Source organism: Pseudonocardia phyllosphaerae, assembly GCF_046546475.1.
GTDB lineage: Bacteria > Actinomycetota > Actinomycetes > Mycobacteriales > Pseudonocardiaceae > Pseudonocardia > Pseudonocardia phyllosphaerae.
This window is the reverse complement of record NZ_JBKGXS010000012.1, coordinates 13,075-38,876: the sequence shown is the minus strand read 5'-3', so window position 1 is coordinate 38,876 and position 25,802 is coordinate 13,075. Positions and strand designations below refer to the sequence as shown.

Here is a 25,802-nt window from a genome sequence, read left to right as displayed (position 1 = left end):
CGGAGGCCCCGAGTGCTACGCCCGGATCGTCCTCACCCGTCCTCGGGTGAGGTACCGGTGACCGCACGCATGGCCGCGGACGCCTCGACCAGGATCTCCCGCATGGCCGTCTCCGCGGCGTCCGGATCGCCCTCGCGGACGGCGTCGGCGACGTCGGAGTGCAGCCGGATCGCCCGCGGCTCGGGACGGTCGGGCATGAGGTGGTGCCGGGTCCGGCCGGCGAGCACCTCGGCCACGGCCCCCTCGAGCGCGGCCACCATCTCGTTGCCGGAGGCGGCCAGCAGCGTCCGGTGGAACTGCACGTCGGCCTCCAGGTACGCGGCCAGGTCCCCGGAACGGCCGTACACGGCCATGTCCATGACGGCCCCGACGAGGTCCCCGCACTGCTCGGGCGTCGCACGCACCGCGGCCAGCCGTGCCGCGACCGGTTCGACGCCGGCGCGCAGCTCGGACAGCGACTGCAGCTGCCGGTCCCGGTCCGGGCCGTCGAGCCGCCAGCGGATCACCCGCGGGTCGTGCACGTTCCAGCGCTCGCGCGGGGCGACGGTGACTCCTACCCGGCGGCGGCTCTGCACCAGCCCCATCGACTCCAGCACCCGGACGGCCTCGCGGACGACGGTGCGCGACACCCCGAACCGCTCGCCCAGCTCGTCGGCGCGCAGGACCTGGCCGGGTTCGAGCTCCCCGCCGGCGACGAGCGCACCGAGCCGGTCGAGCACGTCCGCGTGCAGTCCGCCGCCGTTGCGCGCCCGCTCCTGCCCCGTCATCCGGTGATCCTGGCACACCAAAACCGCAGGTAGCGGCGTTTCATCGTATCTGTATCGATACGGTATTGAATAAGTACTACTTAAAGCGCACTCTGGGGCGAACCTGCCACACCGAGGAGCCGATGCAATGACGCAGCAGCAGCGCTCGACGCCGTCCACCCCGCCCCTGATCGTCGTCATGGGCGTCTCCGGATCCGGCAAGTCGACGGTCGGGAGCGCGCTCGCCGCGCGCCACGGAGTCCCCTTCCTCGACGCCGACGACCTCCACCCCGCGGCGAACGTCACCAAGATGCACGCCGGCGTCCCGCTGACCGACGACGACCGCTGGCCCTGGCTCGACGCCGTCGGCGCCGAGCTCGCCCGGCACGCCGGCACCGGCCTGATCGTCGCCTGCTCGGCGCTGCGCCGCGTCTACCGCGACCGGCTGCGCGCGAGCGCCCCGACCGTCCGGTTCGTGCACCTTCACGGCGGCCGCGACGTGCTCGCCCGCCGGATGGACGACCGGCACGGCCACTTCATGCCCCCGGCTCTGCTCACCTCCCAGCTCGCGACGCTCGAGCCGCTCGAGGACGACGAGCCCGGCGTGACCCTGGACCTCGACAGCGACGTCGAGACCCTCGTCGAGGGCGCCGAGGCCCGTGCCCTCGTGGGGGTGTCGGTGTGAGCACGCTGCTGCCCACCCTGGTTCTCGCCGCCGAGCAGGCCGCCCCGGTCGCCTCCGGCGGACGCCTGATCACCGCCGCCGTGGTCGGGATCGTCGCGCTGGTCGTGCTGATCACCCAGTTCTCGCTGCACCCGTTCCTCGCACTGACGATCGGCTCGCTGCTGGTCGCCGCCGTCGCCGGGGTGCCGATGACCGACGCCGTCGAGTCCTTCACCACGGGCTTCGGCGAGACCGCCGCGAGCGTCGGCACGCTGATCGCGCTCGGCGCGATGTTCGGCAAGCTGCTCGCCGACTCCGGCGGCGCCGACCGGCTGGTCGACGGCATCGTCGCCCGCTCCGGACCGCGCACGCTGCCGTGGGCGATGGCGCTGGTCGGAGCCCTGATCGGGCTGCCGATGTTCTTCGAGATCGGCCTGGTCATCCTGATGCCGGTGATCTTCCTGGTGGCGCGGCGGGCGCAGCTGTCGGTGATCGCCGTCGGCATCCCGGCGCTGGCCGGGCTGTCCGCGATGCACGGGCTCGTCCCGCCGCACCCGGGCCCGCTGGCCGCGATCGGTGTCCTGAACGCCGACCTGGGCATCACGCTGGCGCTCGGTGTGCTCGTCGCGATCCCGGTCGTCGCCGTGGCCGGTCCGGTGTTCGCGCGCTTCGCCGCCCGCTGGGTCGACGTCGCCCCGCCGGCCCTGTTCGACGCGAAGGTCGCCGTCACCGCCGGCTCCGGCGGGTCGGGCACCGACGCCGGTTCCGACTCCGGCACCGGCTCCGACGGCGTCGGGGCCGAGCCGGAGCGTCGCCGCCCGAGCTTCGCGATCACCCTCGCGACGGTCCTGCTGCCGGTCGTGCTGATGATGGCCCGCGCGGTCGCCGACGTCGTGAGCACGAAGGGCGAGCCGGTGCACGACGCCCTGCACCTGATCGGGACGCCGCTGGTCGCGCTGCTGATCTCGGTGATCGTCGCAATGTTCACCCTGGGCGGCGGTGCCGGAATGGGCCGCAAGGCGGTCACCGCCACGCTGGAAGCGTCGCTGCCCGCGATCGCCGGGATCGTGCTGATCGTCGCCGCCGGCGGCGGGTTCAAGCAGACGCTCGTCGACACCGGCATCGGCCAGCTCATCGCGAGCTGGGCGACCGGCGCCGGGATCTCCGCGCTGCTGCTCGGCTGGCTGGTCGCGGTGGCGATCCGCCTGGCCACCGGCTCGGCGACGGTCGCGACGGTCACCGCCGCGGGGATCATGGTGCCACTGCTGCCGACCCTCGACGCGGGTCAGACGTCGCTGCTGGTGCTCGCCATCGGCGCCGGGTCGCTGTTCTTCTCCCACGTCAACGATGCCGGGTTCTGGCTGGTCAAGGAGTACTTCGGCCTGACCGTGGTCCAGAACGTGAAGGCGTGGTCGATCATGGAGACGGTCATCTCGGTGACCGGGCTGATCCTGGTACTGCTGCTGGACCTGGTGGTCTGAACCTCCGTGCCGTAGCCGGGCCGGGCGTCGCTCGCCCCCGGCGCGGCGCGGCGCCACGCGTACGCCGGCGCCGGTCCGGCCGACGACGACGCCGATCGATTTGCCAGTCGTCGCGGACCGGCGGCCGGCGCGGGGTCAGGACGACCGGGGCGGATTGGGTGGCGGTGGGGGAAGCGGCGGAAGCCCGAATCGCTCACGCTCCGGCTTCAAGACCGCGGTGACCTCGTCCTCGGTGAACTGGTACTGCAGGGCCGCCTCCTTGAGGCGCCGCGCCACCTCCAGGATTTCCTCGTAGTGCGCCCGATGCACATCCAAGATGGTGTCGATCTTGTCTTGGAACAGCCGCTGAGCATCGACCGAGATCGGGTCGTCACCAGGACGATCGACGCGACGCCAGAAGCTGGCCCGTACTAGCTGTCTGAGGATCGCCTCGGCATGGGAAGCGAACACTGCGTGCGCCTGGAGCACGTTGTCCGGATTGATCTGCACCATCAAGCTGTCCGAGGCGGTTCCCCGCGGGGCATTCGCATGAATCGTCATGCTCGGGACGCTAGGCACCCAGTCATGTCCCCGTTGCCATTCGTCTGGGCAGTTCACCACTGTGAACGCCGCTCATCACGGCGTTGCGCGGCGTGCGCTCCTGAGGACGTCTGATGCTGTCTTCTCCGCCGCAGCACACACTTCGGCGACCGGGTAGGACCGTTGATCGCCGGGACTCGGGCGAGTCTGAGCTTCGACCTGGATGCGAATCAGCTGGTCGTCGTTGACGTCCAGCAGAACATCGCAGCGCGGATAGGTGTCGACGCGGTCAGCGACCCGGACGCTCCCGTAGCCGTCGATCGTTCCCGGCTCCCCACTGGCCCCCACGGCGCTCTGAGGAATCAGCTGAGCGGCGTAGCTGAGCGGGGAATCGATGCTCACCCACGAGCAAGCCCGGGTCGTGGCACCGTCGAGCACGGCCGACCCGGCCTGTCCGGAGCCGACGTTTCGCGCCTCCTGCTGCTCCGGAGTCAGCAACGCACACGGATCCAACCGCTCGATGTCGATCGCCTGCGGACGCGGCGGAAACGGATCCGGCGGCCCCGCCGGCACCGACCCACACCCCGCGACCACCGCAACCACCACCGGCACCACCAGAGCCAGGGACCACCGCGCCACGCCGCCTCCGAGGTCAGTACGTCCGCACGAGCCTAGCCACCTGCCCCGGTGAACGGACACGAATCCGGACAGATCTCAGACCACCAGCTCGGGCCGCATCCCGGCCGCGGCTCCGGAGCCGACGTCGTCGTAGGCCCGGCGCAGCCGCCGTACCGCCTCGGCCAGCACGGGGACCGGATGGGTCAGCGGCAGCCGCAGCCGGTCGTCGAATGCCCGGCCGAGGCCGAAGCGCGGGCCGGGAGCGAGCAGCAGCCCGTGCCGCGGCGCGACGGCGGCGAGCGCGCTCGACACCGGTTCTCCCAGGTCACACCACAGGGCGAGGCCGCCGTCGGGCGGACGCACCCGCCAGCCGGGGAACTCCTCGGCGAGCAGGCCGACCAACGCGTCGCGGCGCTCGCGCAACAACCTGCGGCGTTCGTCGAGCAGGCCGTCGAGCGCGTCGAACACCTCGACGCCGATCAGCTGTTCCAGCACCGGCGGTGCGATCTGGGCGCGAGCCAGCCGGCGACGCATCCGGGCCGCTGGCTCACGGGCGGCGCGGATCCAGCCCAGGCGCAGCCCGCCCCAGGCGACCTTGCTCAGCCCACCGACGGTGACGACGTCGTCGGGCCGGGGTGCATGCGCGGCGCACGGCAGCGGCCCCTCCGGGGCATCACGCAGGTCCAGCTCGGCGAACGTCTCGTCCACGATCGCGACCACGTCGAGACGGGACAGCCGTTGCAGCAGGCGGGCGCGGGCGTCGTCGTCGAGCAGTACGCCGGTGGGGTTCTGGAAGTCGGCCATCACGTACGCGGCCCGCGCCGCGGTCTGCCGGGCCGCCCGCGGCAACGCGTCCGCGGGCGGGTCGCGGTCGAGCGCGACGGGGACCGCCCGGGCACCCGCGTCGGCCAGGACGTCGAGCGCGCTCGGGTAGGTGGGGTGCTCGACCAGCACCCGGTCCCCCGGCCCGGTCAGCTCGGCGACGGCGGTGCCGATCGCGTGCAGCGCACCGCTGGTGACCACGATCTGGCCGGGGTCGGTCGGCGCGCCGCGGGCGGTGTAGCGCTCGGCGATCCGGGCACGGAACGCAGGCAGCCCCTCGGGGCCGTAGCCGTGCCCGGTCAGCTCGACATCGAGCCGGTCCACCGCCCGGCGGACCAGCAGTGGCATGCCGTCGAGCGCCGGTGGCGCGGCGTGCGCGAGGTCGATGACACCGGCCCGTTCCGGCTCCGGCGCCCAGACGCCGTCGGTGCGGAACGGCCCGTCCGGCAGCCGCGCCCAGGTTCCTGCGCCGTGCCGGGCCTCGGCCCAGCCGTCGCGGCGCAGCTCGCGGTAGGCGTGGGTGACGGTGATCCGGCTGACGCGCAACGCCTCCGCCAGCGCCCGCTCGGCCGGAAGCCGGGTCCCCGCAGGCAGCCGACCGTCCGCGACCAGCACCCGGACGCCGTCGGCGAGCGCCCGGTACGCCGGACCGGACCCGTCGTGCACCCCGCCGAGCAGCTCCGCCAGCCGCGACGCGTTCATGCCACTTCTCCCGGATTGGCTCGATGACAGCAGGCCAATGCCCGAGGAAGCATGCCATTCCGTGACGATCGACCGCACCACCCGCTGGTCGCTACGGATGCCGCGCCGCACCCGCCGACTGGCCCAGCTCGTCCTCGGCCTGGTGGCCTACGCCTGCTCGATGGCGCTCATGCTGCGCAGCAGCCTCGGCGCGATGCCATGGGACGTGCTGCACCAGGGCCTCGCCCTGCACACCGGCCTGAGCATCGGCACGACGACCGTGATCGTCGCCGTGGTCGTGCTGCTCGCCTGGATACCGCTGCACGAGCGGCCGGGGATCGGGACGGTCGCGAACGTCGTCGTCATCGCGGTGTCGGTGGATCTCTGGCTGGCCCTGATCCCCGAGCTCGACGGGTGGACGCTGCGGATCGCGTGCGCCGTCACCGGCATCGTGCTCAACGCCGCCGCGACCGCCGCCTACGTCGGTGTCGGCCTCGGCCCGGGCCCGCGCGACGGGCTGATGACCGGTCTCTCGCAACGGTTCGGCGTCTCGGTCCGGTGGGCGCGCACCGCGATCGAGGTGACCGTCGTACTGAGCGGATGGCTGCTCGGCGGCACGTTCGGACCGATCACGATCGCCTACGCCCTCGCCGTCGGCCCGCTGGTGCAGTTGTTCCTGCCCTGGTGCAGCGTCCGGACCGGCCCGGCAGAACGCTAGAACCGCTCCCGCGCGCTCTCCTGCTCCAGCAGCGCGTCGAGATCCTTCAGCCGGTCCATCGTCGCGACGGCCCGCTTGGTCCGGTGGTTGGACTCCATCAGCTCCCGGTTGCGGTGCACGAACTGCCAGTACCCGGCGGTGAACGGGCACGCCCTCTCCCCCACCCGCACCTTCGGGTCGAACGCGCAGCCGGAGCAGAAGTCGGTCATCCGGTCGATGTAGGCGCCGCCGGAGGCATACGGCTTGGTCGCCATCCGGCCGCCGTCGGCGTGCTGACTCATCCCGATCACGTTGGCGGGCATGACCCAGGCGAACCCGTCGACGAACGCCGTCGCGAACCACTCGTTCAGCTCGGCCGGCTGGTAGCCGCGCTGCAGCGCGTGGTTGCCGAGGATCATCAGCCTCGGGATGTGGTGAGTCCAACCACGGTCGCGGACGTCGGTCAGCGCCGACGACAGGCAGCGCGCGGTCACCGCGTCGCCGTCGAGATCGGTCCACCAGTCCGGCAGCGGCGTGCGCGCCCGCAGCCGGTTGCTGCGCGTGTACCGGCGCCCGAAGCGCCAGTACAACTGCCAGACGTACTCCCGCCAGCCCAGGATCTGCCGGACGAAGCCCTCCACGCTCGCCAGCCGCGCGGTCCCGTCGTGGTACGCCTGCTCCGCCGCCCGGACGGCCTCCAGCGGGTGCAACACACCGAGATTCAGCGGGACCGACAACAGCGAGTGCGCCATCGCCCAGTCCTCGTCCAGCACCGCGTCCTCGTACGGGCCGAACGTGTCGAGCCGGTGCTGCACGAAGTGCCGCAACGCTTCCGTCGCCTCGTCGTGGGTGACGGCGAACCGGCGCGGGCCGTCATCGCCGACCGTCGGCCACCCGGCGGCGTCGAGGTCGGCCCGGACCTGCTCGTCGATCTCGTCCTCGTCCGGCTGCCACGGTGGCGTCACCCCGAGCGTCTCGGCGCCCTTGGGCGGGGACTCGCGGTTGTCGTGGTCGAGGTTCCAGGTGCCGCCGACGGGCTCGGTGCCCTCCATCAGCACGTCGAACCGCTCGCGCTGGGTCCGGTAGAACTCCTCCATCCGGAACGAGTCGCGGTCACCGGCCCAGTCGTCGAACTCGGCCTTCGACAGCGCGAAGGTCGGCGTCGGGCGGACCTCGGTGACCAGCCCCTCCGTGCGGAACCGCTGCACCAGGTCCGAGGCAGGGAACGACGTCGGCTGGTGCACCACCACCGGCCTGCCCACCTTGTCCAGCGCCTCGCGGTAGGTCTTGGTGCGCAGGTAGGTGACGCGGTCGCCGAGCTGCTCGGCGAGGTGACGCATCCCGGACAGCAGCAGGTGCCGCTTCTGCCGGTGGAACGGCTTGCGGCCCAGCGCCCGCGACGACTCGACGAGCACGATCTCCCGGCCGGCGAACTCGTCGGTGTCCCAGACGTGCGGGCCGAGCTGGTCGCCGAAGAGCCAGAGCGGGGCCGAGCTGTCCTGCGCCATCGGTCCAGTGTCGGGGCGCCGCGACGCGCCTGCGCGGCGACCGGATCAGCCCGCGGCGGTCCCGGCGAACGACGCACGCAGCTCGGTCTTGAGCACCTTGCCCGCGGCCGAGGTCGGCAGGGCCTCGACGAACCGGACCTCGCGCACCCGGGCGTAGGGCGCGACCCGGGCGGCGACGTGCTCGACGATCTCCTCGGCGAGCCCGGGAGTGCCGTCGGTGCTCGCGGCGGGGACGACGAAGGCGACCGGGACCTCGCCGACCCCGTCGCGGGGCACCCCGATCACCGCGGCCTGCGCGACGCCCCGGTGCTGCACCAGGACCTCCTCCAGCGCGGCCGGGTACACGTTGTAGCCCTTGTAGATCAGCATGTCCTTGGCCCGGCCGGACAGGTGCAGGAAACCCTCGTCGTCGAGCCGGCCGAGGTCGCCGGTGCGCAGCCAGCCGTCGCCGGGGAACTGCTCGGCGGTCAGCTCCGGCTGGTTGCGGTAGCCACCGGCGATCTGCGGGCCGCGGGCCCAGATCTCACCGACCTCGCCGGGGCCGAGCTCGGAGCCGTCGGTGAGCGAGCGGATCGACAGCTCGGTGTCGAACAGCGGCGCGCCGACCGAGCCGGGCGGTACGACGCCGGGCCCGGCGAGCGGGTGCACGGCGAGTGCCATCGTGGCCTCGGTGAGCCCGTAACCCTCGACGACGATCGCGTTCGGGAACACCCGCGCGAGGCGGGCCAGGGTGTCGGTCTCGATCGGTGCCGCGCCGGTGCCGACCCAGCGGACCGAGGTCAGGTCCCGCTGCTCGACGCCGGGCACCGCGAGCAGCGCGTGGAACAGGGCGGGCGAGCCCTGCATCTGGTCGACCCGCAGGCGTTCCAGGGTGTCGAGGAACCGGACCGGGTCGAAGCGGCCGAAGACGGTGACGTCGGTGCCGGAGAGCACGGCCACGTTCTGCCCGATCAGGCCCATGGCGTGGAAGAACGGGGCGAGCGCGACCGAGCGGGTCGTCCCCGGCTCCGGTGTCCACGGTGTCCGGGCCGCGGGCACCGCCTCCAGGTACACGCCACCGTCGTCGTCGACGCGGGGCACCGAGCCGGTGCGGTACGCGGCGGTCTGCACCGAGTTGGCGACGACGTTGCGATGGGTGATCTCGACGGCCTTGGACCGGCCCGTCGTACCACCGGTGAAGCAGAGCTGGGCGACGTCGGCGGGGCCGGTCGCGGGTCGCGGCGCCGGCTCGGCGGCGAGCAGGGTCTCCAGGCGCGATCCGGTGAACCCGGCCGGGACCTCGCCCGGTGCGGCGTGGCTCGGCGGGACGACGACGGTGTGCCGCAGCCCCGGCACCGCGGCCTCGGCGAGCACACCGAGCGTGGCCGGGTGCGCGATCGCCGCGACCGCGCCGGCCTCGACGAGCTGGTCGTGCACGAGCCCGGCGGGCAGGCCCGGGTTGACCGGGGTGACGACGGCCCCGGCGAGCAGGACGCCGTAGTAGCTCACGGTGAACCACAGGGAGTTCGGCTGGTCGAGCGCGACCGTCGCCCCGGGGCCGATCCCCAGGTCGGTGAGCCCACCGGCGACGCGGCGGGCGGCGTCGTACAGCTCGGCGTAGGTGAGCGTCTCCTCGCCGTCGCGTAACGCGACCCGGTCCCCGAAGCGCCGCGCCGAGCCGGCGAGCAGGTCGCCCGCGGTCGCGTGCTCCGGGTAGTCGAGGTGGAAGCTCGGTTGCCCGGGCGGGAGGTACTGACGGTACTGACCCATCGAAGCTCCTCTGCTTCTCGGGGCGGGGAGGCCGTGCGCGTGCTAGTTCTCGACGCTGATCACTTCTCGACGCTGATCACCCGGGCCGGGCACACGTTCTCTGCCTCGATCACGCCGTCGCGCTCGGACTCGTCGGGGGTCTCGGCGAGCAGCTCGACGATGCCCTCGTCGTCCTGGTCGAAGACGTCGGGCGCGGTCACCACGCACTGGCCGGCGCCGATGCAGAGGTCCTTGTCCACGGTCACGCGCACGATCGTCAGCATGCCACCGCGCCGCCGCCTCGGACGTTGGCAATGCACAATTTCACAACGCAACGATGGGGCGCGTCTCACCGCCCCGCCGATACCGCCCCGCCGCTGCCCCGAGGGGCACCCTCGTTTCCACCGGCGGTAGCGAGGGTGCCCCTCGGCATCTCCGGCGCTCCGGCGACCGGGGCACCGGACGACGAACGGCCCCGCCCCGGGAGTCCGGGACGGGGCCGTTCGCGAGGTGGTGGAGGTGCCGGGAATCGAACCCGGGTCCTCCGTCGGTTCACGAGGTCTTCTCCGTGCGCAGTCCACTGTGTCTCTACTCGGATCCACCGGTCACGTGGACGAGCCGGTGTGACGATCCCAGCCGCTGTTCGATGTCCCCTGCGACTCCGCGGCCGAGCCGCAGGGTGAGTCCCCTCAATGATGCCGGGATCCGGAGCGGGGACGCCTCCGGCCCGACAGCCCTACCTGAGTGAATCAGGCAGCGAGCGCGAAAGCGCTCTTGGCAGTGCGACTGTTGTCGGCACTTATTGGTTTGCGACGGATGGTTAACGAGATCATCGTCGCCTTCCTCGGCACGCTTCACCTCGATCGACGATCGGAGTCGAAACCGTTCACCCCCTGGTCGGTGTGTGGTCCACCTGTGTTGCCGTACCAGCATAACGCCCGTGGCCGCCGGGATCATTCCGGTTCCGGCATGCGCGTCGCGCGGGGTCTCAGGCGGGCACCACCGCGTAGGTGTGCCCGGCCGCGCGCAGCCGGTCGACCAGCACGTCTCCGAGCGCGGTCGCCGGGGTGAGCACCCCGGCCCGGTCGGGCAGCCGGCCGGTGTCCAGCGCCAGTGCCAGCGCCGACTCCCCCAGCATCACCGCGGTCGCGGCGTAGCCGGGGTCGCCCGCGCCCTGCACCCGGGCCCGGTAGCGGGCCCCGGACTCCGTCTGCGCGTCGATGTCCATCCGGAACCAGCCGTTGCGGCGGGCCTGCTCCGACGGGCCGGTGCCCGGGGTGGGCAGCAGCCGGCCGGTCAGCGGGCGCAGCAGCGGTACCGAGAGACCGGCGACCAGCGCGCCGAGCGCCCCGGTGAGCAGCACCGACGCCACGGCGCCGAGGGGGCCGCGCCCGCAGTTCTGCAGCTCGCCGTAGCGCAGGCTGCGGCCGTAGGCGTGGTCGAGCAGCGCGTTGCTGCGCCGCACCAGCTGGGCGTTGTACCCGGCGAAGATGAACGGGCCGATCCACTCGCCGTCCGGCCCGCGGCCCGGCGGCGGGGTCGGCGACGGCTGCGCGGGCATCGGCTCGGCGGCCGGGTCCGGGCAGAGCGCGAAGGGGTCGGTGACGACGCGGCGGTCGTCGCGGTCGCCGTGCGCGGCCTCGATCTGCATCCGCACCGAGTCGGCGGTGCCGCCGCTCATCCCGCCGCGGAACGACGCGACCGTGCGCACCTCGGTCAGCCCGCCTGCCTCGTCGGCCTGCGCCGCCTCGTGCGCCAGCAGGACGCCGAGGTCCGACGGCACCGAGTCGTAGCCGCAGGAGTGCACGATCTTCGCTCCGGACGCGAACGCGGCGTCGTGGTTGCGGTCGATCGAGTCCTTGACGAACAGCACCTCACCGGTCAGGTCGGCGTAGTGCGTCCCGGCGCGGGCGCAGGCCGCCGCGAGCTCCCGGCCGTACTCGACGTACGGGCCGACGGTGGAGACGACGACCCGGGCGGTGCGGGCGAGCCGCTCCATGTCCGTCGCCGACGACGCGTCGGCCACCACCAGCGGCCACTCCCGCGCCGCACCGGCCAGCGTCGAGCGGACGCCGCGCAGCTTCTGCTCCGACCGGCCACCGAGCGCGATCCGCAGCCCGTCCGGGGCGTGTTCGGCCAGGTAGGCGGCGGTCAGCGCGCCGACGAAACCGGTCGCGCCGTAGAGCACCAGGTCGAACTCGCGGCCGGCCCCGGACTCGGGCTCGGGGTGGGAATCGGACTCGGAATTCGTGTCGCTCACGGGAGTCACTCCTCGGGAAGGCTCGGGACCGCCACACCGAGGAGCTCGGCGGGGGCGTCGTACAGGACCGAGCGCAGGAACCCGCGGCCCAGCCGCGGGTCGGCCGCGGCCCAGTCGTGGATCGCGGCGAGCTGCTCGGCGTAGGGGTAGGGGATGTTCGGGAAGTCGGTGCCGAGCACGACCCGGCCGGGCAGCTCGGCCAGGCGCGCAGGCCAGTCACCGGGCAGCGGCGCCATCCGCTGCGTGAACGGGGTGCCGACCATCGTCGTGTCGAGCACGACGTTCGGGTACCGCTCGGCCAGCTCCAGCGCGCCGCGGTAGTCGGGCATGCCGGCGTGGGCGAGCACGATCGGCAGCCCGGGGTGTGCCTCCAGCACCTCGGCGAAGATCCCCAGCCCGGTGTACGAGCCGGGGATCGGCCCGTCGCCGCAGTGCACGACCGACGGGATGCCGGCCTCGGCGAGCAGCCCCCAGGCGTCGCGCAGCAGCGGGTCGCGCGGGTCGAACCCGCCGACCTGGACGTGCACCTTCACCACGCGCGCCCCGGCGTCGACAGCGGCGCCGAGGTAGTCGGCGACCGACGGCTCCGGGTACAGCGTCGCGGTCCGCACCGCGCGCGGGTGGGTGTCGGCGAACTCGCCGGCCCACTCCGTCAGCCACGCCCCCATGCCCGGCTTGTGCGGGTAGGTCAGCGGCGCGAACCGCAGCACGCCGAGGCGTTCGAGGATCGCGTAGCGCTCGGCCTCGTCGTGGCGGTACTGCACCGGCCACGGGGTGCCGTAGTGCGTCTGCGCCTGGTCGAAGTAGGCCCAGACCTTGGCCAGCATCCGCTCGGGCAGGAAGTGGACGTGCACGTCGACCAGCCCGGGAAGGTCGAGGTCGGCGGTCCAGCGCGGGACGTCGCCGTCGTCGGCGGGCGGCGCGGGAAGATCCACGACGCCCACCTTAGGCGGGCGGGTCAGCTCCCGCGCAGCTCACGCGCCCGGCCCTTGGCGGACCGGCCGACGGCGCGGGCGATCTCGCGCTCCGCGTCCTTCTTGGCGATGTCGCGGCGCTTGTCGTGCGCCTTCTTGCCGCGGGCCAGCGCGATCTCGCACTTGACCTTGCCGTCGGAGAAGTACAGCGACAGCGGCACCAGGGTGAGCCCGCCCTCGCGGGTCTTGCCCATCAGCCGGTCGATCTCCTCGCGGTGCAGCAGCAGCTTGCGGGTGCGGCGGGGCTCGTGGTTGGTCCAGCTGCCCCGCACGTACTCCGGGATGTGCAGCCCGCGCAGGAAGATCTCGCCGTCGTCGATCGTGGCGAACGCGTCCACCAGCGACGCCCGGCCGAGACGGAGGCTCTTCACCTCGGTCCCCTGCAGTGCCACCCCGGCCTCGAACTCCTCGAGAACGGCGTAGTCGTGCCGGGCACGGCGGTTCTGCGCGATCACCTTCCGGCCCTGTTCCTTCACCCCACCAGCCTACCCGCGGGACGCCACCGGAATCGCAGGCGCGTTCACACCTTCACGTACGCGCGCAGCGTGACGTAGCCGGTGGCCCCGGCGACGATCCCGCCGAGCGGCACCAGCAGCACCGACACCGCGAGGACGTCGGTGATCCGCAGCGGCGGGATCACCCCGGAGGTCCCGATCGCGGCCAGCAGGTCGTCGACCATGGCGTACTTGGCCGCGACCAGCCCGATTCCGGCGAGCAGCCCGCCGACGGCCCCGGCGATCGTCGCCTCCATCAGGAACGGCAGCTGCGTGGTCCAGCGGGTGGCGCCGACCAGGCGCATGACGCCGACCTCGGTGCGCCGGGTGAATGCCGAGACCTGCACGGTGTTGGAGATCAGCAGCACCGCGGCGACGGCCTGCACGACCGCCAGCGCGAACGCCACGTTGCGCACGCCGCCGAGGAAGTCGAACAGCGTCCCGACGATCCGGCGCTGGTCGATGACCTCGCGCACGCCGGGCATGCCCTGCAGCGCGGCGCGGGCGTTGTCCGCCCCGGCGCGCTGGTCGGCCAGGGTGACGCGCAGGGTCGCGGGCAGCGACTGGGGCCGGGCGACGTCGGCGACGGACTCCCCGGCGAACAGCTCCCGGAAACGGGTGTAAGCCTGCTCCTGGGACTCGAAGGTCACCTCACCGACGCCCGGCGTGCCGGCCAGCGTGCTGCGCACCGCGGCGCAGGCGGGCCCGGAGCAGTCCGTGTCCGACGACGAGACGTCCGGGGTGAGCGCCACCTGGATCTGCAGGTCGTCGGTGTAGAGCGCGGTGATGTCGTCGATCGTGCGGATCACCAGGATCCCGGCGCCGACCGACATGAGGGTGACCGCGGTGGTCAGCACCATCGCCAGGGTCATGGTGACGTTGCGGCGCAGGCCGCTGGAGACCTCGCGGGTGAGCAGGGCGGGGCGCATCTACCGGCCCGTCCCGTAGACCGCGCGGGCCTCGTCGCGCAGGACGCGGCCGTCGTCGAGCTCGATGACGCGGCGGCGCATCGCGTCGACGATGGAGTCCTCGTGGGTGGCCATCAGCACCGTCGTCCCACCTCGGTTGATGCGCTCCAGCAGCTGCATGATCTCCCGGCTCGTCTCGGGGTCGAGGTTCCCGGTCGGCTCGTCGGCCAGCAGCAGCGGCGGCCGGTTCACCGACGCCCTGGCGATCGCGACGCGCTGCTGCTCCCCGCCGGAGAGCTCGTGCGGCATCCGGTCGGCCTTGCCCTGCAGCCCCACCATCTCCAGCAGCTCGGGCACCGCCCGGCGGATCTCGGAGGGCTTGCGCCCCAGCACCTCCAGCGCGAACGCAACGTTCCCGCCGACGGTGCGCTGGGACAGCAACCGGAAGTCCTGGAACACGCAGCCGATCCGCTGGCGCAGCTTGGGCACCTTGCGCCGGGGCAGCTTCGCGACGTCGAGGCCGTCGACGACGATCGAGCCGGAGGTGGGTGTCTCCTCGCGCAGCAGCTGGCGCAGCAGCGTCGACTTGCCCGAGCCCGACGGGCCGATGAGGAAGACGAACTCGCCGCTCTCGACATCCGCGGACACCCGGTCCAGCGCAGGCCGGCCGGACGCCGGGTACTGCTTGGTGACGTCCCGCAGCTCGATCACGGAGCGAGACGGTACCGCCGCCCGGCGTACACACCCTGCGACGACACGCCCGACGACCGGCCGATCAGGCCGGCCGAACCGGCTCAGGAGGCCTGCTCGGTCTGCTTCCGCCAGCGGATGCCGGCCTCGATGAAGTCGTCGAGCTCGCCGTCGAGCACCGCGGAGGGGTTGTTGACCTCGTGGTTCATCCGCAGGTCCTTGACCTGCTGGTACGGGTGCAGCACGTAGTTGCGCATCTGGTTGCCCCAGGACGAGCCGGAGTCCTTGAAGGAGTCCATCAGTGCCCGCTCCTCCTGCCGGCGGCGCTCGAGCAGCTTGGCCTGCAGCACCGTCATCGCCGACGCCTTGTTCTGCAGCTGCGAGCGCTCGTTCTGGCAGGCGACGACGATCCCGGTCGGGATGTGGGTCAGCCGGACCGCGGAGTCGGTCGTGTTGACGCCCTGGCCGCCGGGGCCCGACGCGCGGAACACGTCGACCCGCAGGTCCTTCTCGTCGATCTCGACGTGGTCGGAGGTCTCGACGACCGGTGCGACCTCGACCCCGGCGAACGACGTCTGACGGCGCCCCTGGTTGTCGAACGGCGAGATCCGCACGAGGCGGTGGGTGCCCGCCTCGACCGACAGCGTCCCGAACGCGTACGGCGCGTGGACGGCGAAGGTGGCCGACTTGATGCCGGCCTCCTCGGCGTAGGAGGTCTCGTAGACGTCGGTGCCGTAACCGTGCCGCTCGGCCCAGCGCAGGTACATGCGCAGCAGCATCTCGGCGAAGTCCGCGGCGTCGACACCACCGGCCTCGGCGCGGATGGTCACCAGGGCCTCGCGCTGGTCGTACTCGCCGGAGAGCAGGGTCCGGACCTCCAGCGAGGCGATCTCGCTGCGCAGCCGGGCGCGCTCGGCGTCGGCGTCGGCGGTCGCGTCCTGGTCGCCCTCGTCCTCGGCGAGCTCGTAGAGCACCGGGACGTCGTCGAGGCGGCGGCGGAGGTCGTCGAGCCGGCGCAGCTCGCCCTGGGCGTGCGCGAGCCGGCTGGTGATCTGCTGGGCGGCCTCGACGTCGTCCCAGAGGTCCGGACGTCCCGCCTGCTCGGAGAGCTCCTCGATCTCCTGGCGCAGCGCGGGCACGTCGGCGACGGCCTCGATGCTGGACAGGGTGGTCTCGAGGTCCTTCAGGTCGGCCTGGACGTCGGCATTCACGACGATCGAGGGTACGCGGGGCTCCCCGCGCTCATTCCCGGGGCACCGCGTCGATCAGCTCGAGCATCGCCCGGACCTGCGCGACGGCGAAGTCGGCGACCGGGCGGGCGTACGGGTCGTCGGTCGCGGCGGCGACGGCCTCGGCCGCCGACAGCCGCTCGACGTAGGCCTCGCGAGCCGCTCGCAGCAGCTCGGTGCGCTGCTTGACCGTCAGCCGTCCGGCGTAGAGCAGGCGCAGCACCATAGGGCTCCGGACGGCGTCGGCCTCGCCGCCCGCGGCGATCCAGTTCCGGAACGCGCGACGGCCTCCGGCGGTGATCACGTACTGCTGGGAGGCGCGCGGGCCCTGCTTGCCGAGGCGCAGCAGTCCGGCGTCGGCCAGGACCGGCAGCTCGCGGTAGACCTGGCTGCGGGTGACGGAGAAGAACAGCCCGAACCGCTCGCCCGCGGCGGCGACGAGGTCACCACCGGTCATCGGACCGCCGTGCAGCAGTCCGAGAAGTGCTGCGGCAGTGGCGTTGACCGGAGTCGCGGAGGCCATGGTCCGACGGTCCCACGACCCGCCGCGCCCCGCGAGTCCACCGTGCACCGTCCGGGTGTCCACTGCGGCGTGTCCACTGCGGCCGGGCCGCCCGGTCGCCGGGGTGCGGCGACCGGACGAACCGTGCACGTCGGACAGTGCTGCGCGAACGACGGCCGCGCGAACGACGGCCGCGCGACCGCGCGTGGAGGCCGCTCAGATCGTGAGCGCCGCGATCCGCTCGCGGTGGGTGGCGACGTCGCCGTACTGCGCGGCGAGGCGCTTGGCGCGCTTGTAGAAGAAGTGCGCCTCGTGCTCCCAGGTGTAGCCGATGCCGCCGTGGTACTGGACCATCGCCGCGGTCGAGGCCAGTGCGACCTCGCTCGCCTTGGCCTTCGCGACGGCGACGGCGAGGTCGGCCTCGTCGAGCCCCGCGGAGACCGCGTACGCGGCGAACAGCACCGCGTGCTCGGCCATCGTGACGCCGACGTGCAGGTCGGCCAGCGCGTGCTTGATCGCCTGGAACGACCCGACGGGCACGCCGAACTGCTCGCGCTCGCGGTCGTAGGCGACGGTGCGGGTCAGCGCCTCGCGGGCGATCCCGACCAGGTCCGCGGCGACGAGCACGGTGGCCCGGTTGTCGAGCTGCTTCTGCACCTCGATGGTCGCGCCGGGCAGCGCCTCGGCGGTGCCGCCGCCGAGGTCGGCGAGCCGGACGGTGCCGTCGTAGCTGCCGACCGGGGTCGCCGTGGCCCCGGTGACGAGCGAGAGCCCGGGCACCCCGTCCTCGCTCGGTGCGACGACGACGTCGGCGATCGCGCCGTACTCGACGGCTGGGAGCCCGTCGGCGGCCGAGCCGCGCAGCGTGAACGCGCCGACCGCCTCCCCGGCGGCGAGCTTCGGCAGCCAGGTGGCCTTCTGCTCGTCGGACCCGGCGAAGCGGATCGCCTCGATGGCCACCACGGTGCCGCGCCACGGCCCGGGCGCGACGCCTGCGCCGAGCGCGCGGGCGATCACCTGGGCCTCGACGAGGTCCAGGCCCAGACCGTCGGCGTCCTCGGGGGCGGTGACGGCGAGCCAGCCCTGCTCGGCGGCCGCCTTCCAGAGCGACTCGGGGTTGCCGTCGTCGGTGCTGCCTGCCTCGACGACGGTCCGCACCGCGGCCAGGTCGAAGCGCTCGGCCAGGTAGTCCCGGACGGCGTCGGCGAACTCCTGCTGCTCGTCCGTGAGAGCGAAGAACATGTCGGCTCCTTACCGGGGCAGGCCGAGCACGCGCTCGGCGGTGATGTTCCGCTGGACCTGGGACGAGCCGCCCCAGATGGTCACCGAGCGGGACCACATGGCCTGGGCGTGCAGCGGCTGCAGGTCGGTGCCGTCGGGCAGCGTGTCCAGGGTGGCGTACTCGCCGAGGATCTGGTCGTAGACCTCCCAGAGGTCCTGGAACGCCTCGGACCACTGCAGCTTGGTCATCGACGCCTCGAAGCCCAGGTCCCGGCCCTGCTCGACCTGGGTGAGCACGTGCATCGAGTGCAGCTTGAGACACTCCAGCTCGGTCAGGACCCGGGCCAGCTCACCGCGGATCACCGGGTCGGTGTCGCGGCCCAGCTTCTTCGCGACCTCGGCGATCTCGTCGTACTGGCGGCGGAACTCGGTGTACTGCGAGATGCCCGAGGCGCCGCGCTCGAAGGACAGCAGCAGCATCGCCGTCCGCCAGCCGTCGCCGATCTCGCCGAGGCAGTCGGTGGCCGGGACGCGGGCGTCGTCGAAGAAGACCTCGCCGAACTCGCTGGCCCCGCTCATCTGCTTGAGCGGCCGGGCGGTGACGCCGGGCTGGTCCATGTCGATCAGCAGCATCGAGATGCCGCGGTGTTTCGCGGTGCCCGGCTCGGTGCGGACCAGGGTGAAGATCTTGTCGCCGTGCACGGCGTTGGTGGTCCAGACCTTCTGGCCGTTGACCACGAAGTCGTCGCCGTCACGCACGCCCTTGGTCGACAGCGCCGCGAGGTCGGAGCCGGCGCCGGGCTCGGAGAAGCCCTGGCACCAGATGACCTCGTTGCGCAGCATCGGCCGGATGATGTCCTTCTTCTGCGCGTCGGTGCCGATGGCCATCACCGTGGGCGCGAGGAAGGTCAGGCCCAGCGGGTTGACCGTGCGCGGGGCCCGGGCCCGGACCATCTCCTCGTCGTAGATGGCCTTCATGCCGGGTGTGCCGCCGCGGCCGCCGTACTCGACGGGCCACTGGATGCCGGCGAACCCGGCGTCGGCCTTGTCGCGCTCCCAGTCCCGGCGCAGCCGGAAGCTCTCGTCGTCGTCCAGGGACTCCCAGAATCCCGGACGGGTCCACTCCTCGGGGATGTTCGCGGTGAGCCAGGCCCGCAGGTCGGCGCGGAACTCCTCCTCGGCCGGGGTAAAGGTCAGATCCATGCGACGCACCGCTCCTCTGCGTGTCGTGCTGCTGTTCGCGACGGCCGTGTTCCTCGCCTCGAAGCCTTCCATACCCGTCGGTAACCTGCCATGCGCCCGCGATCGGTATGCGCGTAGTACGATCGCGGTATGCGCAGCGAGCGGGTGACGGTCACGCTGCCGGCCGAGCTGGTGGCGGAAGCACGGGACGCGGTGCGTCGCGGATCGGCGGCGAGCCTGTCCGCGTACGTGGCGGAGGCGGTACAGGGCAGACAGGACCGGGACCGGTCGCTGGCCACCCTGGCCAGCCTCTACGGCGGGCCACCGCCGGCCGACGAGCTGGACGCGGCGCGTCGTTCGCTGCGCCCGGGCCCGCCCGTGGCCGTGGGCTGAGCCCGCGATGATCGGTGGACGAGTACTCGACGCCGCCGCGCTCGCAGCCTTCGCGACCGGCCGCCCCGTCTACATGCGAGCCCTGGTCTGGGCCGCGGTGGAGGAGAACATCGTGCTCGCGGTGCCCAGCGCCGCGCTCGGCCGGGCGTGGTCCCTGGTCGAGCCCGAGCACCACGCGGCCCTGCAGGTCCTGCTGGGCCTGCCCAACACGGTGATCCACGAGCTGTCCCCGGCCGCCGCCCAGGAGGCGGGACTGCTGATGGCCTCCCAGGGGCTCGACGACATCGTGACCGGCCAGGTGGTGACGGCGGCCCGCCGTCGTGGCTGGCCGGCCGTCACCGGGGACCCGGGCGCGCTGCGGAAGCTGGACCCGAACGTGCCGATCGAGGAGCTCCCGTAGCGGGTCTCAGGCACGCAGCCGGTGCCGCAGCCGCTCCAGCTCGTCGTCGGTGAGCCCGTTGCTGCGCAGCCACTCGACGGGGCCGCCGTGGCGCTCGTCGAGCAGGCCCAGGAACGACTCCATGACCTCCGCGCGCGGCCGGTGCCGGTCCAGCTCGGCGGCCTCGGGCATCGGCTCGCCGCGTTCGGCGGTCCAGCGGCGGAACAGGTCGTCGATCCGGGTGGCCGAGAGCGCGTAGTCGGCGACGACCTGATCGCGCGGAACCCCGACCGCGCTCTCGACGAGGGCGACGAGCACCCCGGTCCGGTCCTTGCCGGCCGCGCAGTGCACGACGGTCGCGCCGTCGTCGGCCGCGGCGATCCGGCGGACCCCGGCGACGACGTTCTGCGCGCGGTCGCCCAGGTAGCCCAGGTATCCGGCGACGGTGGGGTCTGTGTGGCCCACCGGCGATACGGCGCCGCGCCCCTCCTCGGGCAGGAAGCTGAGCCGGTGCACCTCGACGCCCGCGTCGGCCAGCGCACCCGCGCCGTACTCGACGAGCTCGCGGTCGGTGCGCAGGTCCAGCACCTGCACGACGCCGATCTCCCCGGTCAGCCGGGCGACGTCGCCGGGGCTCAGCCCCTCCAGCGACTCGGTGCGCAGCAGCACCCCGGAGCGGACGTGCCCACGTCCCTCCAGGGGGAGCCCGCCGATGTCACGGGCATTGGCGAGGCCGTCGAAGGTCAACCAGCGATCCACAACCGAGTCCGTCACCCCTCCGACACTAGGCAGGTGGAGCCCGGAACGGGACCGGCGACCGGGCAGGGTCGGCGAGGATTCACCGGCCGTGCAGATTCACCGGCCGTGCACCGGCGGGCGGCGCAGCGCCGCGGGGAACCGGCGCGCCCCGTCGCCCTGCGCGGCGACGGCATCGTCGGGGTTGACCAGGCGGCAGGTCGACATGGACAGGCAGCCGCAGCCGATGCAGCCGTCGAGCCCGTCGCGCAGGGCGGTGAGCGCCTCGATCTGCTCGTCGAGCCTGCCGCGCCAGGCCCGCGACAGCCGCGTCCAGTCCGCCTTGGTCGGCGGGCGCTCGGCAGGCAGCTCGTCCAGCGCGGAGCGCACCTCGTCGAGCCCGATCCCGATCGAGCGGGCCGCCCGCACGAACGCCAGCCTGCGGAGCACGCTGCGCCGGTAGCGACGCTGGCCGCCGGAGGTCCGGCTCGCGCTGATCAGCCCCTCGCGCTCGTAGTAGCGCAGCGCCGAGTGCGGGAACCCGCTGCGATCGACGATCTCGCCGATCGTCAGGAGATCACCGGAATCCATCTCCGCACCCCCGGCCGTTCCCGTGGTCGTACCGTCCGGCGCCCGGACGGAACCTGAAGCCGGCTTCAGTGTCCCTCCGCGACGGCGAGCGCGCCACCTGCGAGAACTACCGTCCGTCGCGTACCGCACACCGTCCGCCGGGCGCCGTTCGGCGCAGACAAGATCAAGAACGCGGTGAACGGTCCGACGGGAACGGCGACGGGCGGCCCCGGCACTGGACCCGAGTGATCGGGTTCTCTAGGGTTCCCCGAGTCATCACGGCCCGATCACGAGCGGGCCAGCAGCCGGCCTCCCCAGCCGGCTCACCCGGGACCCCCGACCCGGCCGCTCGTGCACGGAGCCGTCCGTGAACGTGAAAGGGCTTCCCCCCGTGCCTGGACACCGCTCCCCCGCTGGAGACCGCGCGTTCCCCGGAACCGCGACCACTCCCGCAGCACCGCAGGCTCCGACGGCGTTCCCCGCGCCGTCGGGCCCGAAACACGCCGCCGTCGCGGCCCGCCGTGCCGGCACCGCGACCGCTGCGGCAGGCGCCGCATTCGGCGTGGTCGCCTCCGGCGCCTTCGCCGCCGTCGTGCCGGCAGCCGTGGACGGCGCGGGCGCCTCCGCCGAGGCCGCCGCCCCGGAGACCACCGCCGCGACCACGCTGGCCGCGCACTCGGCGACGATCCCGTCGGCGAAGAAGACCTCGTCCGGCAGCACCTCCGGCTACTTCAGCCCGGTGTCGTTCCCCGGCACCCCGTCGCCGGCCGGTCCGGCCGCCGCGGGACACGCGGCGACGACCGCGAAGTCGGCGTCGAGCTTCCAGTTCGCCGACGTCGCGTCGCTGGGCAAGGCCCGCCAGGTCGCCTCGAAGATCGCCCAGGAGCACAAGCAGGAGGCGGCGAAGCAGGCCAAGCGCAAGGCCGCCCGCGCCTCGCTGGACCGGCAGATCTCCGCCGGGGGCGTCGACGGCTGGATCGCCGAGGCCCTGGACCACATGGGTCTCCCGCAGGCCTACGCGCCCGGCCTGAAGCAGATCATCCTCAAGGAGTCCGGCGGCAACCCCGACGCCATCAACAACTGGGACTCCAACGCCGCGGCCGGCAACCACTCCGAGGGTCTCATGCAGGTGATCCCCTCGACGTTCCGCGCCTACGTGCACCCGGACTTCGCCGACCGCGACGTGACCGACCCGGTCGCCAACATCACCGCGGGCGTCCGCTACATGATCGACCGCTACGGCTTGAGCACCCTGGCCGCGGGTGGCCGGTCCACTGCCGCCGGTGGATACCTGGGATACTGAGCTCTCCCAGGCGACGGCCCCGGACTCTCCGGCCGCGCCCGCGGCGAGAGGAGCCCGGCACGTGACGTCCCCCGGTGGAACCGCGCCGGTTCGCGCTGCGACCGGTACCGAACGCCCGCGGTTCCGGCCGGAGCTGCAGGGCCTGCGTGCGCTGGCCGCGGTCCTGGTCGTCGTCTACCACGTGTGGGTCGGCCGGGTCTCCGGCGGCGTGGACGTCTTCTTCGTCATCACCGGGTTCCTGATCACCGGCGGGCTCTACCGGGCCGCGGGCCGGGACCGGATCCGGCTGCGGTCCACCTGGACCCGTCAGCTGTCCCGGCTGCTCCCGGCGATCACGGTCGTCCTCGCGGCGAGCGTGGTCGCGGGAGCGCTGGTCCTGCCCGAGAGCCGGTGGCTGCAGACCGTCCGCGAGACGGTCGCGTCGCTGCTGTTCCTCGAGAACTGGCAGCTCGCCCACGACGCCGTCGACTACGCGGCGCGCGGCAACTCCGAGAGCATCGTCCAGCACTTCTGGTCGCTGGCCATCCAGGGTCAGTTCTACCTGGTGTGGCCGCTGCTGGTCGGGGCCGTCGCGCTCGTCGCCCGGCAGCGCGGCGCGGACCTGCACCGGCTGCTGAGCGGCACGCTCGCCGTCGTCGGCGGGGTGTCACTGGCCTACTCGGTCTACCTGACGATCGTCGACCAGCCGCTCGCGTACTTCCACTCGCTGACCCGGGTCTGGGAGTTCGCGCTCGGCGGCCTGCTCGCACTGTGGATCTCCCGGCTGGAGACCCGCCCCGTCCTGACGCCGGGGGTACGCGCCTCCCTCGGCTGGGTCGGTGTCGTGCTGCTCGTGACCTGCGGAGCCGTCCTGACCGTCGAGCGGGCCTTCCCCGGCTACGCCGCCCTGTGGCCCACGATGGCCGCGGTGCTGGTCCTGCTGGCCGGGCGGAGCGGGCACCGGCTCGGCGCGGACCGGCTGCTGTCCGGGCCGGTACTGCGCAGCCTCGGTGACGTCAGCTTCCCGCTCTACCTGTGGCACTGGCCGATCCTCACGCTGACGCTGGTGTACACCGGCCGCGACCACCTCGGCCCGTACTCCGGCGGCGCGGTCATCGCGCTGTCGCTGGTGCTGGCCTACGCCACGCACCGCCTCGTGGAGCGCCCGCTGCAGCAGGCCGGGACCCGCCGCGCGCTGCGGATCTCACTGGTGTTCGCGCTCGTGGTCCTGCTGGGCTGCGCCGGCTGGGCCGGGCTCGCCCTGGTGCGGTCGTCGACCCAGGTCGAGGCCGGCACCGCGACCCACCCGGGCGCGACCGTGCTGGACCCGTCGGCGGGGGTCACGGACGTGCCCGAGGCCGAGCTGACCCCGACCCTGGTGAAGGCCTCCGACGACTGGAGCTACCGGCGCGGGGTGTGGCAGTGCGCGCCGTCCGCGGCCCCGGAGCGCCAGGACGTCGAGGTGTGCCACATCCCCGCCCCCGGGCCGGGTCCGGCCGCCAAGCGCGTCGCCGTGGTCGGGGACTCGCACGCCCAGCAGTTCGTGGCCACGATGATGCCGGTGGCCGCGCAGAAGAACTGGGAGATCATCGGGATGTTCCGGGGCGCGTGCCCGTTCTCGACGACCTCGGACACCGACCCGAACGACGCCGGCTGCGTGGACTGGAACGCCAAGGCCGCCGACGAGCTGGCCGCCGAACGGCCCGACGCGGTCATCGGGATGGCGACCCGCGACGTCCGCCCCGGCGGTCGCGAGCAGACCCCGGCCGGCTTCGTCGGGGCGTGGTGGAAGATGCACGACGCCGGGATCCCGGTGATCGCCGTGCGGGACAACCCGCGCCCGGACTTCAACGTGCCGGACTGCGTGGGCCGGGAGGGCCGCAACGCCGAGAGCTGCGCGATCCCGCGCAGCGCGGCCTACGAGAACCCGGCGCCGTACACGATGATCCCGGACGTGCCGCCGAACGTGTCGTTCCTGGACATGGCCGATGGCATCTGCACCGCGACGACGTGTCCCAGCGAGGTGGGCAACGTGCTCGTCTACATGGACGACAACCACCTCACCGCGAGCTACGCCGAGACACTCGCCCCGCGCCTGGCCCGGCACACCGAGACCGCGCTCGGCTGGCACTGAAGCCTGCCCGGGCCGGTCGGCGGGGCCGTCAGGACGGCCGCACGGCCACCCCGTCGACCGCGACGACGTCGCCGCGGTGCAGCTGGGCGCCGCGCCGGTACTCGAGCTCGCCGTTGACGGTGACGACCCCGGCTTCCAGGAGCTCGCGGGCGTGCCCGCCGTCCGCGGCCAGGTTCGCCAGCTTGAGGAACTGGCCGATCCGGATCGGCTCGTCGCGAATCGGGACGTCCTGCGGGGTGCTCATGCGCTCATTGTCCGGGCCGTAGCATTCCGGTCCGTGGGGGACCACTACTTCAGCGCCAGCCCGTCCGTCGCGAGCCGTCCCGGGACGGTGCGCGTGCACTCCGGGGACGTCGAGCTGTCCCTGACGACCGACTCCGGCGTCTTCTCGCACGGCCGTCTGGACCGCGGCACCAAGGTGCTGCTCGACTCCGTGCCGATGCCAGCCGTCCGCGGCCCGCTGCTGGACCTGGGCTGCGGCTACGGCCCGATCGCGCTGACGATCGCCTCGCGGCGCCGCAGGCTCCCGGTGTGGGCCGTGGACCTCAACGAGCGTGCCCTCGGCCTGACCCGCGGCAACGCCGAGGCGGCCGGGCTGGGCAACGTGACGGCGTGTCACCCCGACGAGGTCCCCGCCGACGTCACGTTCGCCGGCATCTACTCCAACCCGCCGATCCGGTCGGGCAAGCAGGCGCTGCACGCGATGATGCTGGCGTGGCTGCCGCGGCTGGCGCCGGGCGGGCGCGCGTTCCTGGTCGTGTCGAAGAACCTCGGCTCGGACTCACTGCATCGCTGGCTCGACGGCCACGGCTTCCCCACCACCCGGCTGACCTCGGAGAAGGGGTACCGGGTGCTGGAGGTCGCGCCCCGCACGAACTGAGCACGAGCTGGGCACGGACCGAGCACGAGCGCCCGGAACGCACGAAGGGCCCCGGCGCGATGCCGGGGCCCTTCGGGTAGTAGCGGGGGTAGGATTCGAACCTACGACCTCTGGGTTATGAGCCCAGCGAGCTACCGAGCTGCTCCACCCCGCGCCGTCCGGAACTCCACCGGTTTCCCGGCGAACTCCGTCTGTGTTGTGTACCCACTGTACAACGCCACTCCTCCGGCTTCCGCAGCGGGGGTGCCGTCCGGGCGAACCCGTGATGACGCACCGCTGAACGGACCCTGTGACGCACGAAGGGCCCCGGCGCGATGCCGGGGCCCTTCGGGTAGTAGCGGGGGTAGGATTCGAACCTACGACCTCTGGGTTATGAGCCCAGCGAGCTACCGAGCTGCTCCACCCCGCGCCGTCCGGAGCACCGCCGGTTCCCGGCGAACTCCGTCTCTGTTGCAGGAGCAACTGTACACACCGGGACCGGGCGCCCCGCGCTCGGGGTGCCCGG

The 25,802-nt window shown here is 72.9% G+C and carries 27 protein-coding genes, 2 tRNA genes and 1 other RNA gene; 8 read left to right on the top strand and 22 right to left on the bottom strand.

What is annotated here, in order from left to right:
- Positions 1 to 32: 32 nt before the first annotated feature.
- Positions 33 to 767, bottom strand: coding sequence for a FadR/GntR family transcriptional regulator (locus ACLE50_RS20895; protein WP_410945305.1), 735 nt, complete (start codon positions 765 to 767; stop codon positions 33 to 35).
- Positions 768 to 894: 127 nt separating this feature from the next.
- Between ACLE50_RS20895 and ACLE50_RS20890 the strand changes: the two genes are divergently transcribed.
- Complete coding sequence (locus tag ACLE50_RS20890) at positions 895 to 1,431, top strand: gluconokinase (RefSeq protein ID WP_410945304.1); 537 nt, start codon at positions 895 to 897, stop codon at positions 1,429 to 1,431.
- Positions 1,432 to 1,436: 5 nt separating this feature from the next.
- Entirely contained in the window at positions 1,437 to 2,891 is a 1,455-nt protein-coding gene (locus tag ACLE50_RS20885; protein WP_410945358.1) for a GntP family permease, read from the top strand.
- Positions 2,892 to 3,026: 135 nt separating this feature from the next.
- Here the strand turns inward: ACLE50_RS20885 and ACLE50_RS20880 are convergent, their stop codons facing one another.
- The 3 genes from ACLE50_RS20880 to yczR form a co-directional block, all read right to left on the bottom strand.
- Positions 3,027 to 3,431 (bottom strand): hypothetical protein, encoded by a 405-nt coding sequence (locus ACLE50_RS20880; protein WP_410945303.1) that lies wholly within the window; start codon positions 3,429 to 3,431, stop codon positions 3,027 to 3,029.
- Between the two features lie 75 nt (positions 3,432 to 3,506).
- The gene (locus ACLE50_RS20875) at positions 3,507 to 4,049 is read right to left on the bottom strand and encodes a DUF3558 family protein (protein ID WP_410945302.1); all 543 of its coding nucleotides are present in this window, start codon (positions 4,047 to 4,049) and stop codon (positions 3,507 to 3,509) included.
- Between the two features lie 75 nt (positions 4,050 to 4,124).
- Positions 4,125 to 5,552, bottom strand: coding sequence for a MocR-like transcription factor YczR (yczR, locus tag ACLE50_RS20870; RefSeq protein WP_410945301.1), 1,428 nt, complete (start codon positions 5,550 to 5,552; stop codon positions 4,125 to 4,127).
- Positions 5,553 to 5,649: 97 nt separating this feature from the next.
- Between yczR and yczE the strand changes: the two genes are divergently transcribed.
- Complete coding sequence (gene yczE / locus ACLE50_RS20865) at positions 5,650 to 6,249, top strand: membrane protein YczE (protein WP_458788565.1); 600 nt, start codon at positions 5,650 to 5,652, stop codon at positions 6,247 to 6,249.
- Here yczE and ACLE50_RS20860 read toward each other — a convergent pair.
- The 13 genes from ACLE50_RS20860 to ACLE50_RS20800 form a co-directional block, all read right to left on the bottom strand.
- Complete coding sequence (locus ACLE50_RS20860) at positions 6,246 to 7,736, bottom strand: cryptochrome/photolyase family protein (protein WP_410945299.1); 1,491 nt, start codon at positions 7,734 to 7,736, stop codon at positions 6,246 to 6,248. The two genes, yczE and ACLE50_RS20860, sit on opposite strands and share 4 nt — an antisense overlap.
- A gap of 45 nt (positions 7,737 to 7,781) precedes the next feature.
- Positions 7,782 to 9,485, bottom strand: coding sequence for a class I adenylate-forming enzyme family protein (locus tag ACLE50_RS20855; protein ID WP_410945298.1), 1,704 nt, complete (start codon positions 9,483 to 9,485; stop codon positions 7,782 to 7,784).
- A gap of 59 nt (positions 9,486 to 9,544) precedes the next feature.
- On the bottom strand, positions 9,545 to 9,736 hold the full coding sequence (locus ACLE50_RS20850) for a ferredoxin (protein WP_410945297.1): 192 nt from the start codon (positions 9,734 to 9,736) through the stop codon (positions 9,545 to 9,547).
- A 239-nt stretch (positions 9,737 to 9,975) separates the two neighbouring features.
- Positions 9,976 to 10,358, bottom strand: a transfer-messenger RNA (tmRNA) gene (gene ssrA / locus ACLE50_RS20845).
- Between the two features lie 94 nt (positions 10,359 to 10,452).
- Positions 10,453 to 11,724 (bottom strand): saccharopine dehydrogenase family protein, encoded by a 1,272-nt coding sequence (locus tag ACLE50_RS20840; protein WP_410945296.1) that lies wholly within the window; start codon positions 11,722 to 11,724, stop codon positions 10,453 to 10,455.
- Between the two features lie 5 nt (positions 11,725 to 11,729).
- On the bottom strand, positions 11,730 to 12,668 hold the full coding sequence (locus ACLE50_RS20835; RefSeq protein ID WP_410945295.1) for an amidohydrolase family protein: 939 nt from the start codon (positions 12,666 to 12,668) through the stop codon (positions 11,730 to 11,732).
- 14 nt (positions 12,669 to 12,682) lie between these two features.
- Entirely contained in the window at positions 12,683 to 13,174 is a 492-nt protein-coding gene (smpB, locus tag ACLE50_RS20830) for an SsrA-binding protein SmpB (protein ID WP_410945294.1), read from the bottom strand.
- 44 nt (positions 13,175 to 13,218) lie between these two features.
- Complete coding sequence (gene ftsX / locus ACLE50_RS20825) at positions 13,219 to 14,121, bottom strand: permease-like cell division protein FtsX (protein WP_410945293.1); 903 nt, start codon at positions 14,119 to 14,121, stop codon at positions 13,219 to 13,221.
- Positions 14,122 to 14,811, bottom strand: coding sequence for a cell division ATP-binding protein FtsE (gene ftsE, locus ACLE50_RS20820; protein WP_410945292.1), 690 nt, complete (start codon positions 14,809 to 14,811; stop codon positions 14,122 to 14,124). It abuts the gene before it with no gap.
- An 83-nt stretch (positions 14,812 to 14,894) separates the two neighbouring features.
- On the bottom strand, positions 14,895 to 16,001 hold the full coding sequence (prfB, locus tag ACLE50_RS20815; protein WP_410945291.1) for a peptide chain release factor 2: 1,107 nt from the start codon (positions 15,999 to 16,001) through the stop codon (positions 14,895 to 14,897).
- A gap of 31 nt (positions 16,002 to 16,032) precedes the next feature.
- Positions 16,033 to 16,542, bottom strand: coding sequence for a PadR family transcriptional regulator (locus ACLE50_RS20810; RefSeq protein ID WP_410945290.1), 510 nt, complete (start codon positions 16,540 to 16,542; stop codon positions 16,033 to 16,035).
- Between the two features lie 195 nt (positions 16,543 to 16,737).
- Positions 16,738 to 17,763, bottom strand: coding sequence for an acyl-CoA dehydrogenase family protein (locus tag ACLE50_RS20805; RefSeq protein WP_410945289.1), 1,026 nt, complete (start codon positions 17,761 to 17,763; stop codon positions 16,738 to 16,740).
- Positions 17,764 to 17,772: 9 nt separating this feature from the next.
- Positions 17,773 to 18,945 (bottom strand): acyl-CoA dehydrogenase family protein, encoded by a 1,173-nt coding sequence (locus tag ACLE50_RS20800; RefSeq protein WP_410945288.1) that lies wholly within the window; start codon positions 18,943 to 18,945, stop codon positions 17,773 to 17,775.
- A gap of 129 nt (positions 18,946 to 19,074) precedes the next feature.
- On the opposite strand from ACLE50_RS20800, the gene ACLE50_RS20795 reads away from it, so the two are divergent.
- Positions 19,075 to 19,317 carry a ribbon-helix-helix domain-containing protein gene (locus ACLE50_RS20795; RefSeq protein WP_410945287.1) on the top strand — a complete coding sequence of 81 codons (243 nt, stop codon included), beginning with the start codon at positions 19,075 to 19,077 and terminating at the stop codon, positions 19,315 to 19,317.
- A gap of 7 nt (positions 19,318 to 19,324) precedes the next feature.
- Entirely contained in the window at positions 19,325 to 19,717 is a 393-nt protein-coding gene (locus ACLE50_RS20790; RefSeq protein ID WP_410945286.1) for a hypothetical protein, read from the top strand.
- A gap of 6 nt (positions 19,718 to 19,723) precedes the next feature.
- Here the strand turns inward: ACLE50_RS20790 and ACLE50_RS20785 are convergent, their stop codons facing one another.
- Both ACLE50_RS20785 and soxR read right to left on the bottom strand, forming a co-directional pair.
- Positions 19,724 to 20,470: a tyrosine-protein phosphatase gene (locus tag ACLE50_RS20785; protein WP_410945285.1), complete on the bottom strand. Its 747-nt coding sequence runs from the start codon at positions 20,468 to 20,470 to the stop codon at positions 19,724 to 19,726.
- Between the two features lie 81 nt (positions 20,471 to 20,551).
- Positions 20,552 to 21,022, bottom strand: coding sequence for a redox-sensitive transcriptional activator SoxR (gene soxR / locus ACLE50_RS20780; protein ID WP_410945284.1), 471 nt, complete (start codon positions 21,020 to 21,022; stop codon positions 20,552 to 20,554).
- A gap of 541 nt (positions 21,023 to 21,563) precedes the next feature.
- On the opposite strand from soxR, the gene ACLE50_RS20775 reads away from it, so the two are divergent.
- Positions 21,564 to 22,304: a transglycosylase SLT domain-containing protein gene (locus ACLE50_RS20775; RefSeq protein WP_410945283.1), complete on the top strand. Its 741-nt coding sequence runs from the start codon at positions 21,564 to 21,566 to the stop codon at positions 22,302 to 22,304.
- A gap of 61 nt (positions 22,305 to 22,365) precedes the next feature.
- The gene (locus ACLE50_RS20770) at positions 22,366 to 24,417 is read left to right on the top strand and encodes an acyltransferase family protein (RefSeq protein WP_410945282.1); all 2,052 of its coding nucleotides are present in this window, start codon (positions 22,366 to 22,368) and stop codon (positions 24,415 to 24,417) included.
- A 28-nt stretch (positions 24,418 to 24,445) separates the two neighbouring features.
- Here the strand turns inward: ACLE50_RS20770 and ACLE50_RS20765 are convergent, their stop codons facing one another.
- Positions 24,446 to 24,661: an RNA-binding S4 domain-containing protein gene (locus ACLE50_RS20765; RefSeq protein WP_410945281.1), complete on the bottom strand. Its 216-nt coding sequence runs from the start codon at positions 24,659 to 24,661 to the stop codon at positions 24,446 to 24,448.
- Positions 24,662 to 24,694: 33 nt separating this feature from the next.
- Here ACLE50_RS20765 and ACLE50_RS20760 point away from each other — a divergent pair, with 33 nt between their 5' ends.
- Positions 24,695 to 25,297, top strand: coding sequence for a class I SAM-dependent methyltransferase (locus ACLE50_RS20760; RefSeq protein WP_410945280.1), 603 nt, complete (start codon positions 24,695 to 24,697; stop codon positions 25,295 to 25,297).
- A gap of 80 nt (positions 25,298 to 25,377) precedes the next feature.
- On the opposite strand, the gene ACLE50_RS20755 is transcribed toward ACLE50_RS20760, so the two are convergent.
- Both ACLE50_RS20755 and ACLE50_RS20750 read right to left on the bottom strand, forming a co-directional pair.
- Positions 25,378 to 25,451: transfer RNA gene (locus tag ACLE50_RS20755), tRNA-Met, on the bottom strand.
- Positions 25,452 to 25,632: 181 nt separating this feature from the next.
- A tRNA-Met gene (locus ACLE50_RS20750) sits at positions 25,633 to 25,706 on the bottom strand.
- Positions 25,707 to 25,802 lie beyond the last annotated feature (96 nt).

Excerpts from the sequence above, each read along its gene's own strand:
- ACLE50_RS20890 (WP_410945304.1), top strand. The coding sequence starts at position 895 with ATGACGCAGCAGCAGCGCTCGACGCCGTCCACCCCGCCCCTGATCGTC.
- ACLE50_RS20790 (WP_410945286.1), top strand. The coding sequence starts at position 19,325 with ATGATCGGTGGACGAGTACTCGACGCCGCCGCGCTCGCAGCCTTCGCG.
- ACLE50_RS20880 (WP_410945303.1), bottom strand. The coding sequence starts at position 3,431 with ATGACGATTCATGCGAATGCCCCGCGGGGAACCGCCTCGGACAGCTTG.
- ACLE50_RS20895 (WP_410945305.1), bottom strand. The coding sequence starts at position 767 with ATGACGGGGCAGGAGCGGGCGCGCAACGGCGGCGGACTGCACGCGGAC.
- ACLE50_RS20765 (WP_410945281.1), bottom strand. The coding sequence starts at position 24,661 with ATGAGCACCCCGCAGGACGTCCCGATTCGCGACGAGCCGATCCGGATC.
- ftsX (WP_410945293.1), bottom strand. The coding sequence starts at position 14,121 with ATGCGCCCCGCCCTGCTCACCCGCGAGGTCTCCAGCGGCCTGCGCCGC.
- yczE (WP_458788565.1), top strand. The coding sequence starts at position 5,650 with ATGCCGCGCCGCACCCGCCGACTGGCCCAGCTCGTCCTCGGCCTGGTG.
- yczR (WP_410945301.1), bottom strand. The coding sequence starts at position 5,552 with ATGAACGCGTCGCGGCTGGCGGAGCTGCTCGGCGGGGTGCACGACGGG.
- ACLE50_RS20800 (WP_410945288.1), bottom strand. The coding sequence starts at position 18,945 with ATGGATCTGACCTTTACCCCGGCCGAGGAGGAGTTCCGCGCCGACCTG.
- ACLE50_RS20855 (WP_410945298.1), bottom strand. The coding sequence starts at position 9,485 with ATGGGTCAGTACCGTCAGTACCTCCCGCCCGGGCAACCGAGCTTCCAC.
- soxR (WP_410945284.1), bottom strand. The coding sequence starts at position 21,022 with ATGGATTCCGGTGATCTCCTGACGATCGGCGAGATCGTCGATCGCAGC.
- ACLE50_RS20805 (WP_410945289.1), bottom strand. The coding sequence starts at position 17,763 with ATGTTCTTCGCTCTCACGGACGAGCAGCAGGAGTTCGCCGACGCCGTC.
- ACLE50_RS20810 (WP_410945290.1), bottom strand. The coding sequence starts at position 16,542 with ATGGCCTCCGCGACTCCGGTCAACGCCACTGCCGCAGCACTTCTCGGA.
- ACLE50_RS20860 (WP_410945299.1), bottom strand. The coding sequence starts at position 7,736 with ATGGCGCAGGACAGCTCGGCCCCGCTCTGGCTCTTCGGCGACCAGCTC.
- ACLE50_RS20795 (WP_410945287.1), top strand. The coding sequence starts at position 19,075 with ATGCGCAGCGAGCGGGTGACGGTCACGCTGCCGGCCGAGCTGGTGGCG.